The sequence below is a fragment of the Aquipseudomonas alcaligenes NBRC 14159 genome (assembly GCF_000467105.1).
In the GTDB taxonomy this organism is placed as follows: Bacteria; Pseudomonadota; Gammaproteobacteria; order Pseudomonadales; family Pseudomonadaceae; genus Aquipseudomonas; species Aquipseudomonas alcaligenes.
In genome coordinates this window covers 158,957-171,546 of the sequence record NZ_BATI01000007.1, presented here as the reverse complement: position 1 = coordinate 171,546, position 12,590 = coordinate 158,957, and the positions used below count along the sequence as shown (strand labels likewise).

The following is a 12,590-nucleotide window of genomic DNA, read 5'->3' as shown; positions in this document are numbered from 1 at the left end:
AGATGCCCGGCGTGTATGCTGAACCTCCACGAGGAGGATTTGCCATGCGCCCTACTCTCACCCATATCGCCCTGCATGTGCCGGACCTGAGCGCCTGTATCGACTTCTACCAGCGCTTCTGCGGCATGCGGGTGATCCACGAACGCGCCGGCAAGGGCTCGAAGGTCGTCTGGATGGCCGAGCCCGGCAAAGAGCATGAGTTCATCTTCGTCATCATGCCCGGCGGTAACGATCGTCAGCTGGCCGCCGACGACTACAGCCACTTCGGCTTCGCGGTCGAGAGTCGTGCGGCGGTCAAGCGCATCGCCGAGCAGGCGGCACAGGCCGGCTGCCTGATCTGGGCGCCGCGCGACGAACCCTACCCGGTCGGCTACTACTGCGGCCTGCGCGACCCTGCCGGCAACTATGTCGAGTTCAGCTATGGCCAGCCGCTGGGGCCTGGCTCGGAGGCAATGCCGATCCCCTGAAACGACGAAGCCACCCGCAGGTGGCTTCGTGACAACGCGGCAGCCTCAGTAGGCCTTGCCGGTCTTGTACAGGTTCTCGAAGCAGAAGTTGGTGGCGTCGATGTAGCCTTCGGCGCCGCCGCAGTCGAAACGCTTGCCCTTGAACTTGTAGGCGATCACGCAGCCATCCTGGGCCTGCTTCATCAGCGCATCGGTGATCTGGATCTCGCCACCCTTGCCCGGCTCGGTGTTCTCGATCAGGTCGAAGATGTCCGGAGTGAGGATGTAACGGCCGATAATGGCCAGGTTCGACGGTGCGTCTTCCGGCTTCGGCTTCTCGACCATGCTGTTCACGCGGTAGATGTCGTCACGGATCAGCTCACCGGCGATCACGCCGTACTTGGAGGTTTCTTCCGGCGGCACTTCCTGGATGGCGACGATGGAGCAGCGGAACTGGTTGTACAGCTTGACCATCTGCTGCAGCACGCCGTCGCCACCGAGGTTGAAGCACAGGTCGTCAGCCAGTACCACGGCGAACGGCTCGTCACCGATCAGCGGGCGACCACTGAGAATGGCGTGGCCCAGGCCCTTCATCTCGACCTGGCGGGTGTAGGAGAAGCTGCACTCATCGATCAGGCGACGGATGCCGACCAGGTACTTTTCCTTGTCGGTGCCCTGAATCTGGTGTTCCAGCTCGTAGCTGATGTCGAAGTGGTCTTCCAGGGCGCGCTTGCCGCGGCCGGTGACCATGGCGATTTCGCGCAGGCCGGCTTCCAGGGCTTCCTCTACGCCGTACTGGATCAACGGCTTGTTGACCACCGGCAGCATTTCCTTGGGCATGGCCTTGGTGGCAGGCAGAAAACGGGTGCCGTATCCGGCCGCCGGGAACAGACATTTCTTGATCATGGCAATCCTTGGAACTGCGAGGGGCTGAGTTGCCGCGCAGTCTAATCAGGCTGCAGCGGCCTTACAATCACTATGAAGTCGCTCACAAAAAACCCGGCCTAGGCCGGGTTTTCTGCAACGCTCAGTGCCAGATTACTTGGCCTGGGCTTCCACTTCGGCTTCTACGCGACGGTTGACCGCGCGACCGGCTTCGGTGGCGTTGTCAGCAACCGGGCGGGACTCGCCATAGCCAACCGAACCTACGCGCTCAGCACCTACGCCGTACTGGTTGACCAGTACTTCACGAACGGCGTTGGCACGACGCTCGGACAGCTTCTGGTTGTAGGCGTCGGTACCGACGGAGTCGGTGTGGCCTTCAACGGTGGTGCTGGTCTGCGGGTACTGGTTCATGAAGTCAGCCAGGTTCTTGATGTCACCGTAGCTTTCTTCCTTGACCTTGGACTTGTCGAAGTCGAACTTCACGTCCAGCTCGACGCGCACGGTCTCGGCCGGCTCGGGAGTGACCGGAGCTTCTTCGACAACCGGGGCCGGCTCGACAACCGGAGCCGGGGCCGGAGCGGAGGAACCACCGAAGTTCAGGCCGATACCGACGCTCGGGGCCCACTCGGTGTCGCCCTGGTCGATGTTGTACTGAGCTTCAACGCCGGCACGGGCGTAGAAGTTCTCGGTGAAGTAGTACTTGGCACCGCCGCCCAGATTGGCGAAGGTGGAACCGTTACGCTCACCACGGCCGTTCTGGCCGAGGCTCTGGTCGGAGAAACCGGCGGAAACGTAGGGACGCAGCGCGTCACCGGCGTTGTTGAAGTGGTACAGGGCATCCAGGGCGGTGTTGGAGCCCTTGATGTTGCGGCCGTCCTCGGCACGCGCGTTGTGCACTTCGTCGTAGCTCAGACGCAGCTCGACATCGTCGGTCAGGTAGTAGCCGACAGAGCCACCGAACAGGTTGCCGTTGTTCTTGAAGTCGCGAGAGCTGTCGAAGAATTCTTTCTTGGCGAAGCCTTCAACTTCAACAGCGCCTTGGCCTTGGGCCAGCACGTTCAGCGAGGTGGCTGCGATCAGCGAACCGATGACAGCGCCCAAGGTATTTTTCAGTTTCATCCGTAAATCCCCATCATTTAACGATTAATAGCTGACCCGCCAGGCAGCAGGAAACAACTTGGCCGGCATTGTAACAAAAATACCCAAAGCCGTGCGTGAGATTGTTTGTCGCAGATTAAGTTTCGAGGGCGCCGCCAAATTTTTCGCGCAAACGGTCAAGTGCGCGCTTATAACGCATCTTGGTCGCGCTCAGGCCCATGTGCATGATGTCGGCAATTTCCTGGAACTCCAGTTCCGCGACGAAGCGCAGCACCAGGATTTCCCGATCGATGGGATTGACATGCACCAGCCAGCGATCCAGTCCGCCCTTCTCCTCCAGCTTCGGCGCCTTCTCGTCCGAGGCTTCCTCCAGCGGGTCGAGACTGAGCGCATCGAGCAGGCGCCGCTTGCGGCGCTCCTTGCGGTACTGGGTAATGCACTCGTTATAAGTGATGCTATATAGCCATGTCTTGAACTTCGACTTGCCCTCGAAGTTCTTCAGCCCATATAGAACTTTCAGCATCACTTCCTGGCAAACATCGTCGGCATCGCGCTCATTGCCCAGGTAACGGGCACACACGTTGAACAGTGTGCGCTGGTAACGCCGCATCAGTTCTTCATATGCCCGGGTAACATGGAACAGCTCGACATGAGCGCGCTGCACCAGCTCTTCATCCGAGAGCTCGCGCGGGTCATACCGAGTAGGAAGCGATTGGGCCTTGTTCAAAACGACTCGTGCCAGTCAGGTAAATGACAGCGCCAGAGCGCAACGCGGGCGCGCTGGTCGCATACATTAGCAGGGATTGGCGCGTCAGCGGCTGCTGACGCGCTGTTCGAGCAGGGTGCGGTTGGCTACCGAAACCAGTTCACCGTCTTCGGTGAGCAGGACGGTCTTCACCGTGCCGATCTCCTCGATCTGCCCTTCGACATCGCCGAGTTTCACTTGTTGCCCGACCTCGTAGAGCTCGCGCACATAAATGCCCGCCAGGATCTGCCCGGCGATCTCGCGGCTGCCCAGGCCCAGTGCCAGGGCCATGGCCAGGCCGACGGAGATCAGCACGATGGCGATCACGTTGTTCAGCAGATCGGTCTTCACCTCCAGTTGGCCGATGGCCACCGAGATGCTGATGATGATCACCAGCCCCTGGCCGATGCGGCCGAGGCCGGCGGCGTAATCCAGGCCGACGCCTTCGGCAGCGCCGCGCACGATGCCGCTGACCAGCTGCGCCAGCAGTACGCCGATCAGCAAGATGGCGGCGGCGCCCAGTACCTTGGGCAGGTACAGCGCGAGCAGATCGAGGGTGGCGGAGACCCGGTCCAGCCCCAGCGACTCGGCGGCGGTGACCAGGAAGATCAGCAGCACGAACCAGTAGATGATCTTGCCGATCAGCGTCGACACCGGGACCTGGATGCCCACGCGGGACAGCATCTTGTTCAGGCCGGTACCCGCCATCAGGCGATCCAGGCCGAGCTTGGCGAGCAGCTTGGACAGCAGGGTATCGAGTAGCTTGGCCACCACGAAGCCGAGCAGTACCACCACCAGCGAGCCGAACAGGCGCGGAATGAAGCCTGCAATCGGAGCCCATACCGAGCTCATGGCGTTAACGAGACTTTGAGTCCAGGGATCGAATTCCATATTCAGTCAGCCTTGTCTGCAGAGCGGGTACGACGGGATACCGGAGTCAGGTGCGCGGAACCATTGTTGAGGGCGATCATCGCCGCTTCCAGGCCACGACCGAGCAGCACGAACAGATCGCCCACGCCGACCTGGCGATTGGCGGTCTTGAGGACGCGGCCTAGGGTCGCATCGTCGTCGTGCTCTGCGGACGACGACTTCAGCAGGTCGCGCAGAGATTCTTCAAAGGGATCGTACATGCGTACCTCGCACGGATTTGTTGCCTAGACGTGACACCTTGGGAACAAGTCACATCTAGAGCCAGCGCCAGCGACGGAAAAGCCACCATTGCAGGGCGCCGACACTGGCCAGGATGGCGCAGATCAGCAGGAAGCCATATTCGCTGTCCGCCCCCGGTATGCCGCCGACATTGATGCCGAGCAGGCCGGTCAGGAAGCTCATGGGCAGGAAGAACACCGTGGTGACGCCAAGCAGGTACATGGCGCGGTTCATCTTCTCGTTCATCCGCCGGTGCTCGGACTCCAGCACCAGCCCTACCCGCTCGCGGACCATCTCCAGCTCTTCCAGGTAACGGGTCAGGCGGTTGTTCAGCTCGTTCCACTGATTGCCATCACCGAAACCGTTGCGCGTCAGCTGGGCGAAGATGTCGCGCTGCGGCGCCAGGAAGCGGCGCAACCCGGCGGCGCGGCGACGAACGTGCAGCACCAGGCCATGGTCGGGCATGAAGCGCGCATCGCTGTCGAGGCGCTCTTCCTGGCCTTCGAGTTGCTCGGAGAGCTCCTCGATCAGGCCGTCGACCCTGTCGGTCAGATGATGTGCGAGCTGCAGCACCAGCTCGGCGCCATCGCGCGGCCCCTGCCCCTTTTCCAGCAGGGCGATCAGCTCTTCGGTGGCGCGCAGGGGGCGCTGACGCAGGGAAATGACCCGGCTCGCATCGGCGAAGATGCGCACCGAAACCATGTCCTCGGGCTCGGCGCCCGGGTTGAGATTGACACCGCGCAGGAACAGCAGCAGTTCGTGTTCCGGCAGGGTCAGCAGGCGCGGCCGGGTGTTCTCCTCCAGCAGCAGGTCGCAGCTGAAGTCGCTGAGGCCGCTGTGCTCGCGCAACCAGCCGTGGGTCTGCGGGTGACCGCGGTCCCAGTGCAGCCACAGGCTTTCCTGCTCTGCCAGCTGCAGCCCTTCCAGCTGCTCCCACTCCAGGCTGCGGGCGCCACCTCGTCCGTCGAGGACGAAGGCGTGCACCAGTCCCCAATGCAGATTGTCTTTCTCGTACATCCCTGCGTGCGCCAGGCCTTATTCCGGCATCTTCAGCGGCTCGGGGGAAACGATGATGCCGTTGTTGTCGGCATACACGTAGTGGCCCGGCTGGAAGGTCACGCCGCCGAAGGTCACGGCCACGTTGAGATCGCCAATGTTGCGCTTGTCGGTCTTCATCGGGTGGCTGGCCAGGGCCTGTACGCCCAGATCGGTCTGCGCCAGCACGTCGACGTCGCGCACGCAGCCATAGATCACCATGCCTTCCCAGCCGTTCTTGGCGGCCTTCTCGGCAATCATGTCGCCCAGCAGCGCACGGCGCAGCGAGCCGCCGCCATCGACCACCAGCACCTTGCCTTTGCCCGGCTGGTCGGCCTGGGATTTGACCAGCGAGTTATCCTCATGGCACTTGACGGTGACGATCTCGCCGCCGAAGGAGTCGCGGCCGCCGAAGTTGGCGAACATCGGCTCGACCACCTGCACCAGCTCCGGGTAGGCGTCGCACAGATCGGGGGTGACGTATTGCATGGGAAAACTCCTGTGGGTTGAGACTCAGACATCGATACCGATACGGTCGCCGTCATAGGCCGGGTCGAACATCTTCAGTGCCGCACACCTGGCGCTCAGCGGCTCACCGCTGCGCAGGTCGAACTCGAAGCCATGGCGCGCGCAGCGCAGTACCTGGCCGTTCAGCGAAGCGCTGTGCAACGGCGCATCGCGGTGTGGGCAGCGGTTCTCCAGCAGCAATGGCCGACCATCGACCACCAACAGCAGAAGATCAAGGCCGGCGACCCGAAATGTGGACCGATAGCCATCCTGCAGATTGATCAGGCGCTCCAAGGCTACGAACATGACTAATCGTGACCAGCTCGGCGAATTTCGTCACATCTTAGCCGCATGCCAGAGCGCTTGGAACCTCAATCCTGCTGCTTTTCAGGCGGCAGCTGCAGCTCCCGCAACCAGTGCTCGACCAGCGGCCAGACTTCGCCCTGCGCCTCCTTGCTGACCAGCATCTCGACATGACCGAAGTCACTGCTGAAGCCCTGCTCCTTGCCCAGCAGCAGAAAATGCCGCGGCGCCGCGATGAACTGCTCGTAAAGCTTGCGACAGGCCCAAGTGGGATCCTGCTGGTCACCGGCGGCGCTCACCGCCAGCAGCGGCACCTGTACATCGGCCATGCCGGCCCACCAGTCGCGCTCGGCGTCGCCGAAGCGGCCGAACAGCCGATGCCAGCGCAGGCTCTCCAGTGCCAGGCCGATCGGCTCGTCCTCGGGGCCACGCTTGAAGCGTGCGCCGGAGATATGGTGGAAGCCCTTGAGCAGCAGGCGACTGCCCCACTCCACCGGCGGCACCTTGAGCGGCCAGTAGATGCGGCTGATCTGCGTGCCGAACAGCGCCGCCGAGGAAGCTTCCTCGGCCCCCAGGTAGCCGCCACCTAGCGCGGCCGCCAGCGTCGTGCCGCCCAGCGAGTGGCCAACCCAGTGCGGCGCCTGAGCGGTCTGCTCGCGAACGAAGGCGGCGATGGCTGGCAGGTCGTAGCGGGCATAGTCAGCCACGCTGTTGTGCTTGTAGGCCTGGTTGCGCGGCGACAGGCCGTGACCACGCATTTCGGCGATCCACACGTCGAAGCCGGCGCGCGCCAGGTGCGGGCCGAGCCCGATACCCCGCGGCGAATACCAGAAGCGCCGGTTGGAGAAGCTGCCGTGCAGCAGGATTACCGGCACGCCGCGGTTTTCCTGGCCGGCCAGGCCAAGGCGGGTGACGGCCAGTTCGACGGTGAAATCCGGCGAGTTGCCGGGTTTCAGGCGATAGACGTCCTCGCTCAGATCACCGCGCAACTCGGCGCTGACCAGGGCGACGGGAAATAACTCACTACTGCTTTGCATACTGCTCTTGCACACAGATTTATCGGATGCCCGAGGCATCCCGCATGGATCACCGCTCACAAAAAAGGCGGGATCGCTCCCGCCCTTTCCGCGATATTCAACTTCAGCCTTGCTGGCCCTCGGCGAGGAAGAACCAGGTGTCCAGCACCGAGTCCGGGTTCAGCGACACGCTCTCGATGCCCTGCTCCATCAGCCAGCGAGCCAGATCCGGGTGGTCCGAAGGGCCCTGACCGCAGATACCGATGTACTTGCCGGCCTTGTTACACGCCTGGATGGCGTTGCTCAGCAGCTTCTTGACCGCCGGATTACGCTCGTCGAACAGGTGGGCGACGATGCCGGAGTCACGATCCAGGCCCAAAGTCAGCTGGGTCAGGTCGTTGGAGCCGATGGAGAAGCCGTCGAAGAACTCGAGGAATTCGTCGGCCAGCAGCGCGTTGGACGGCAGCTCGCACATCATGATGACGCGCAGGCCGTTCTGGCCACGGGCCAGGCCATTGCTGGCGAGCAGTTCGACCACCTGCGACGCCTCGCCCAGGGTGCGCACGAAGGGCACCATGATCTCGACGTTGGTCAGGCCCATCTCGTTGCGCACCTTCTTCAGCGCGCGGCATTCCAGCTCGAAGCAGTCACGGAAGCTCTCGCTGATGTAGCGCGAGGCGCCGCGGAAGCCGAGCATCGGGTTCTCTTCTTCCGGCTCGTAGAGCTTGCCGCCGATCAGGTTGGCGTATTCGTTGGACTTGAAGTCCGACAGGCGCACGATGACCTTCTTCGGCCAGAAGGCCGCGGCCAGTGTGCTGATGCCCTCGACCAGCTTCTCGACGTAGAAGCCGACCGGATCGTCGTAGCCGGCGATGCGCTTCTCGACGCTGTCCTTGATCTCGGCCGGCAGGCCGGCGAAGTTCAGCAGCGCCTTGGGGTGCACGCCGATCATGCGGTTGATGATGAATTCCAGGCGGGCCAGGCCCACGCCCTCGTTGGGCAGCTGGGCGAAGTCGAAGGCACGGTCCGGGTTGCCGACGTTCATCATGATCTTGAACGGCAGGTCGGGCATGGCATCGACCGAGTTCTTGCGGATATCGAAGCCCAGCTCACCTTCGAAGATGAAGCCGGTGTCGCCCTCGGCGCAGGACACGGTCACGCCTTGGCCATCCTGCAGCACCTGGGTGGCGTTGCCGCAACCGACCACGGCCGGAATGCCCAGCTCGCGAGCGATGATCGCCGCGTGACAGGTACGCCCGCCGCGGTTGGTCACGATGGCGCTGGCGCGCTTCATCACCGGTTCCCAGTCCGGGTCGGTCATGTCGGAAACCAGTACGTCGCCCGCTTGCACCTTGTCCATCTCGGACACGTCGTGGATCACCCGTACCTTGCCGGCACCAATGCGCTGACCGATGGCACGACCTTCAACCAGAACGGTACCCTTCTCTTTCAGCAGGTAGCGCTCCATGACGTTGGCGGTGGTACGGCTTTTAACGGTTTCCGGGCGGGCCTGGACGATGTACAGCTTGCCGTCGTCGCCATCCTTGGCCCACTCGATGTCCATCGGGCGGCCGTAGTGTTTCTCGATGATCAGCGCCTGCTTGGCCAGCTCGGTGACTTCGGCGTCGCTGATGCAGAAGCGCGCGCGATCAGCGCGGTCCACGTCGACGGTCTTGACCGAGCGGCCGGCCTTGGCTTCGTCGCCATAGACCATCTTGATCGCTTTGCTGCCCAGGTTGCGACGCAGGATGGCCGGACGGCCGGCTTCCAGGGTCTGCTTGTGCACGTAGAATTCGTCGGGGTTAACCGCGCCCTGCACCACGGTCTCGCCGAGGCCGTAGGCGCCAGTGATGAATACCACGTCGCGGAAGCCGGACTCGGTATCCAGGGTGAACAGTACGCCGGCGGTACCGGTTTCCGAACGCACCATGCGCTGCACACCGGCGGACAGGGCGACCAGCTTGTGATCGAAGCCCTGGTGTACGCGGTAGGCGATGGCACGGTCATTGAACAGCGAGGCGAAGACTTCCTTGGCCGCGCGGATCACGTTGTCCACGCCGCGAATGTTGAGGAAAGTCTCCTGCTGGCCGGCGAAGGAGGCATCCGGCAGGTCTTCGGCGGTCGCCGAGGAGCGCACCGCAACGGCCATGTTGTCGTTGCCGGCAGCCATTTCGGCGAAGGCCTGGCGGATTTCACGATCGAGACGCTCGGGGAACTCGGCGTCCATCACCCACTGGCGAATCTGCGCGCCGGTCTTGGCCAGGGCGTTGACATCGTCGACGTCGAGGGCGTCGAGCGCGGCATGAATACGGTCGTTCAGGCCGCTCTGTTCGAGGAAGTCACGGTAGGCCTGGGCGGTGGTGGCAAAGCCGCCGGGAACCGATACGCCTGCACCGGCGAGGTTGCTGATCATCTCGCCCAGGGATGCATTCTTGCCCCCTACATGCTCCACATCGTGGACGCCGAGCTTATCGAGGGAAACGACGTACTCTACCAAGGTGAACTCTCCACTGTACGTGGCAGAGCCGGTGCAGCGCCGCCGCTACCTGGCTTTGCCTCAAGGAAATAAGTCACAATGCCGACCAGTACGGGCCCGGCAAAGGGGGCCTATCATAGCCAAGAATCGTTCCTGACTTAAGGCCTCCGCCATCAATGAAACGCACCGCATTCTTCATTTCCGACGGCACAGGCATCACCGCGGAAACTCTGGGGCAAAGCCTGCTGGCGCAATTCGAGGCCATCAGCTTTACCAAGCTCACACGCCCCTACATAGACAGCGTCGACAAGGCGCGGGCCATGGTACAGCAAATCAACCATGCTGCGGAGAAGGACGGCGCCCGGCCGATCATCTTCGACACCGTGGTCAACCAGGAGATTCGCGACGTCCTGGCCCAGTCCGAAGGCTTCATGATCGACATCTTTTCGACCTTCCTGGCTCCGCTGGAGGCCGAACTCAGCGAGCATTCCTCCTACTCGGTCGGCAAGTCGCACTCCATTGCCAGCAACAGCAACTACATGGAGCGCATCGAGGCGGTCAACTTCGCCCTCGACAACGATGACGGCGCCCGCACCCACTACTACGACAAGGCCGACCTGATCCTGGTCGGCGTATCGCGCTGCGGCAAGACGCCCACCTGCCTGTACATGGCCATGCAGTTCGGTATCCGCGCCGCCAACTATCCGCTGACCGAAGAAGACATGGAGCGCCTACAGCTGCCCGCCGCGCTCAAGCCCTACAAACACAAACTGTTCGGCCTGACCATCGACCCGGACCGGCTCACCGCCATCCGTCACGAGCGCAAACCCAACAGCCGCTACGCCAGCTATGCGCAGTGCGAGTTCGAGGTGCGTGAGGTGGAAAACCTGTTCCGCCGCGAGGGCCTGCCGTTCATCAACTCCACCCACTTCTCGGTGGAAGAGATTTCCGCCAAGATCCTGGTGGAAAAAGGCGTCGAACGCCGCCTCAAATAACCTTTAGCCGCCCGGTGGCCGCCATGACCCTGATGGATGCAGTTCTGTTCGCACCGATTGCCGCACTCATCTCGCTCGGCCCCGGGCCAAACAACTTCTGCGCCCTTAACAACGGCATCAACTACGGCTTCCGTGCCGCCCTGCTGGCCACCTTCGGCCGGCTGGCAGCTTTCGCCATCTTCCTGTTCATCTCCGCCGTCGGCCTGGGCGCCATGCTGCTGGCCTCGGAAACCGCCTTCACCATCATCAAGTGGGTCGGCGCCGCCTACCTGGTCTACCTGGGCATCAAGACCTGGCGCAGCACCAGCTTCAGCGGCCTGCAGCTGAGCGACGAGGAGCCACTGCAACGCCAGCCGGTGAAGGCTCCGATAGCCCGCCTGATGCTCAACGAATTCCTGATCGGCATCAGCAACCCCAAGGCCATCCTGCTGTTCGCCGCGATCTTCCCGCAGTTCATCAAGCCGGATCAGCCGGCGGCCGAGCAGTTTCTCTACCTGGGCAGCACCTACCTATTGGCCGAACTCTGCGTCGCCACCTTCACCTACGCCCTGTTCGGCATGCAGATCCGTCGCCTGGTACGCAGCCGCAAGGGCATCAGCCGCCTGAACAAGGGCGCCGGCGCCTTCTTCGTCGGCGCCGGCGGCCTGATGCTGGGCGTCAACAACCGCTGACCACGCCTCAGAAAGCGTCGCCCGGCACCCGCACCCAGCCTTCCATCAGGATGCGCGCCGAGCGCGACATGATCGCCTTGGTCACCGTCCACTGACCGTCAACCTGCCTGGCCTGGGCGCCGACCCGCAGGGTGCCGGACGGATGACCGAAGCGCACCGCCTCGCGCTCGCCGCCGCCCGCCGCCAGGTTGACCAGGGTACCGGGCACCGCCGCCGCCGTGCCGATGGCCACCGCGCAGGTGCCCATCATGGCGTGGTGCAGCTTGCCCATGGACAGCGCCCGTACCAGCAGGTCGACCTCGTTCGCCTCGATGCGCTTGCCGCTGGAGGCCTGGTAGCTCTTGGGCTTGCTCACGAAGGCGATCTTCGGTGTGTGCTGGCGAGTAGTAGCCTCTTCGGCCGTCTTGATCAGGCCCATGCGCAGGGCGCCGGCCACGCGGATCTGCTCGAAGCGCGCCAGCTGCACCGGATCGCCATTGATGGCCTCGCGCAGTTCGGTGCCCTGGTAGCCGATGTCCTCGGCATTGACGAACACGGTGGGGATGCCGGCGCTGATCATGGTCGCCTTGAAGGTGCCGACGCCCGGTACTTCCAGGTCATCGACCAGGTTGCCGGTAGGGAACATCGAGCCGCCCTCCTCGCCATCGTCGGACGGATCGAGGAACTCCAGCACGATCTCCGCCGCCGGAAAGGTCACCCCGTCCAGCTCAAAGTCGCCGGTTTCCTGCACCTGGCCATTACTGACTGGCACGTGAGCAATGATGGTCTTGTGGATATTGGCCTGCCAGATACGCACCACGCACACGCCGTTATCCGGAATGCGCGACGGATCGACCAACCCGGCATGGATGGCGAAGGCACCGGCGGCGGTGGACAGATTGCCGCAATTGCCGCTCCAGTCGACGAAGGCCTTGTCGATGGAGACCTGGCCGTAGAGGTAATCGACGTCATGCTCGGGCTGGCTGCTTTTCGACAGGATCACGCACTTGGAGGTCGAGGACGTCGCGCCGCCCATGCCGTCGATGTGCGCGCTGTACGGATCGGGGCTGCCGATCACCCGCATAAACAGCTTGTCGCGGGCAGCGCCCGGGGCCTGGCAGCTCTGCGGCAAGTCCTGCAAACGGAAGAACACGCCCTTGCTGGTACCGCCACGCATGTAGGTGGCGGGAATCTTGATCTGGGGTACGTGAGCCATGATGAGGTCCTGGCTTGATGGAAGTAGCCCGGATGCAATCCGGGAAACGGGTCACCCCGGATTACATCC

The 12,590-nt window shown here is 63.0% G+C and carries 14 protein-coding genes; 3 read left to right on the top strand and 11 right to left on the bottom strand.

What is annotated here, in order from left to right; all coding sequences use genetic code 11:
• The first annotated feature begins 44 nt into the window (after positions 1-44).
• The gene (locus tag PA6_RS05365; protein ID WP_021699866.1) at positions 45-467 is read left to right on the top strand and encodes a VOC family protein; all 423 of its coding nucleotides are present in this window, start codon (positions 45-47) and stop codon (positions 465-467) included.
• A gap of 45 nt (positions 468-512) precedes the next feature.
• On the opposite strand, the gene galU is transcribed toward PA6_RS05365, so the two are convergent.
• The 10 genes from galU to ppsA all read right to left on the bottom strand — a co-directional run bounded on the left by galU (position 513) and on the right by ppsA (position 9,681).
• The gene (galU, locus tag PA6_RS05360) at positions 513-1,352 is read right to left on the bottom strand and encodes a UTP--glucose-1-phosphate uridylyltransferase GalU (protein WP_021699865.1); all 840 of its coding nucleotides are present in this window, start codon (positions 1,350-1,352) and stop codon (positions 513-515) included.
• 132 nt (positions 1,353-1,484) lie between these two features.
• Positions 1,485-2,450: an OmpA family protein gene (locus tag PA6_RS05355; protein WP_021699864.1), complete on the bottom strand. Its 966-nt coding sequence runs from the start codon at positions 2,448-2,450 to the stop codon at positions 1,485-1,487.
• Between the two features lie 115 nt (positions 2,451-2,565).
• A complete protein-coding gene (gene sigX, locus PA6_RS05350; RefSeq protein ID WP_021699863.1) occupies positions 2,566-3,156 on the bottom strand; it encodes an RNA polymerase sigma factor SigX in 591 nt (196 codons plus the stop codon).
• A gap of 84 nt (positions 3,157-3,240) precedes the next feature.
• Entirely contained in the window at positions 3,241-4,065 is an 825-nt protein-coding gene (locus PA6_RS05345; protein WP_021699862.1) for a mechanosensitive ion channel family protein, read from the bottom strand.
• Between the two features lie 2 nt (positions 4,066-4,067).
• Complete coding sequence (locus PA6_RS05340; protein ID WP_021699861.1) at positions 4,068-4,304, bottom strand: hypothetical protein; 237 nt, start codon at positions 4,302-4,304, stop codon at positions 4,068-4,070.
• A gap of 55 nt (positions 4,305-4,359) precedes the next feature.
• Positions 4,360-5,340 carry a zinc transporter ZntB gene (locus PA6_RS05335; protein ID WP_021699860.1) on the bottom strand — a complete coding sequence of 327 codons (981 nt, stop codon included), beginning with the start codon at positions 5,338-5,340 and terminating at the stop codon, positions 4,360-4,362.
• Positions 5,341-5,358: 18 nt separating this feature from the next.
• Positions 5,359-5,847, bottom strand: a complete 489-nt coding sequence (gene rraA, locus PA6_RS05330) for a ribonuclease E activity regulator RraA (RefSeq protein ID WP_021699859.1) — start codon at positions 5,845-5,847, stop codon at positions 5,359-5,361.
• 24 nt (positions 5,848-5,871) lie between these two features.
• Entirely contained in the window at positions 5,872-6,171 is a 300-nt protein-coding gene (locus PA6_RS05325) for a Rieske (2Fe-2S) protein (RefSeq protein ID WP_021699858.1), read from the bottom strand.
• A 65-nt stretch (positions 6,172-6,236) separates the two neighbouring features.
• Complete coding sequence (locus PA6_RS05320) at positions 6,237-7,205, bottom strand: alpha/beta fold hydrolase (protein ID WP_021699857.1); 969 nt, start codon at positions 7,203-7,205, stop codon at positions 6,237-6,239.
• A gap of 103 nt (positions 7,206-7,308) precedes the next feature.
• On the bottom strand, positions 7,309-9,681 hold the full coding sequence (gene ppsA, locus PA6_RS05315) for a phosphoenolpyruvate synthase (RefSeq protein ID WP_021699856.1): 2,373 nt from the start codon (positions 9,679-9,681) through the stop codon (positions 7,309-7,311).
• A 155-nt stretch (positions 9,682-9,836) separates the two neighbouring features.
• Here ppsA and ppsR point away from each other — a divergent pair, with 155 nt between their 5' ends.
• Entirely contained in the window at positions 9,837-10,655 is an 819-nt protein-coding gene (ppsR, locus tag PA6_RS05310) for a posphoenolpyruvate synthetase regulatory kinase/phosphorylase PpsR (RefSeq protein ID WP_021699855.1), read from the top strand.
• Between the two features lie 23 nt (positions 10,656-10,678).
• On the top strand, positions 10,679-11,326 hold the full coding sequence (locus tag PA6_RS05305) for a LysE family translocator (RefSeq protein ID WP_021699854.1): 648 nt from the start codon (positions 10,679-10,681) through the stop codon (positions 11,324-11,326).
• Positions 11,327-11,333: 7 nt separating this feature from the next.
• Here PA6_RS05305 and prpF read toward each other — a convergent pair whose 3' ends face one another.
• The gene (gene prpF, locus PA6_RS05300; protein WP_021699853.1) at positions 11,334-12,521 is read right to left on the bottom strand and encodes a 2-methylaconitate cis-trans isomerase PrpF; all 1,188 of its coding nucleotides are present in this window, start codon (positions 12,519-12,521) and stop codon (positions 11,334-11,336) included.
• Positions 12,522-12,590 lie beyond the last annotated feature (69 nt).

Coding starts and splice junctions, on each gene's coding strand:
- PA6_RS05365 (WP_021699866.1), top strand. CDS start 45: ATGCGCCCTACTCTCACCCATATCGCCCTGCATGTGCCGGACCTGAGC.
- galU (WP_021699865.1), bottom strand. CDS start 1,352: ATGATCAAGAAATGTCTGTTCCCGGCGGCCGGATACGGCACCCGTTTT.
- PA6_RS05355 (WP_021699864.1), bottom strand. CDS start 2,450: ATGAAACTGAAAAATACCTTGGGCGCTGTCATCGGTTCGCTGATCGCA.
- PA6_RS05345 (WP_021699862.1), bottom strand. CDS start 4,065: ATGGAATTCGATCCCTGGACTCAAAGTCTCGTTAACGCCATGAGCTCG.
- PA6_RS05340 (WP_021699861.1), bottom strand. CDS start 4,304: ATGTACGATCCCTTTGAAGAATCTCTGCGCGACCTGCTGAAGTCGTCG.
- PA6_RS05335 (WP_021699860.1), bottom strand. CDS start 5,340: ATGTACGAGAAAGACAATCTGCATTGGGGACTGGTGCACGCCTTCGTC.
- rraA (WP_021699859.1), bottom strand. CDS start 5,847: ATGCAATACGTCACCCCCGATCTGTGCGACGCCTACCCGGAGCTGGTG.
- PA6_RS05325 (WP_021699858.1), bottom strand. CDS start 6,171: ATGTTCGTAGCCTTGGAGCGCCTGATCAATCTGCAGGATGGCTATCGG.
- PA6_RS05320 (WP_021699857.1), bottom strand. CDS start 7,205: ATGCAAAGCAGTAGTGAGTTATTTCCCGTCGCCCTGGTCAGCGCCGAG.
- ppsR (WP_021699855.1), top strand. CDS start 9,837: ATGAAACGCACCGCATTCTTCATTTCCGACGGCACAGGCATCACCGCG.
- PA6_RS05305 (WP_021699854.1), top strand. CDS start 10,679: ATGACCCTGATGGATGCAGTTCTGTTCGCACCGATTGCCGCACTCATC.
- prpF (WP_021699853.1), bottom strand. CDS start 12,521: ATGGCTCACGTACCCCAGATCAAGATTCCCGCCACCTACATGCGTGGC.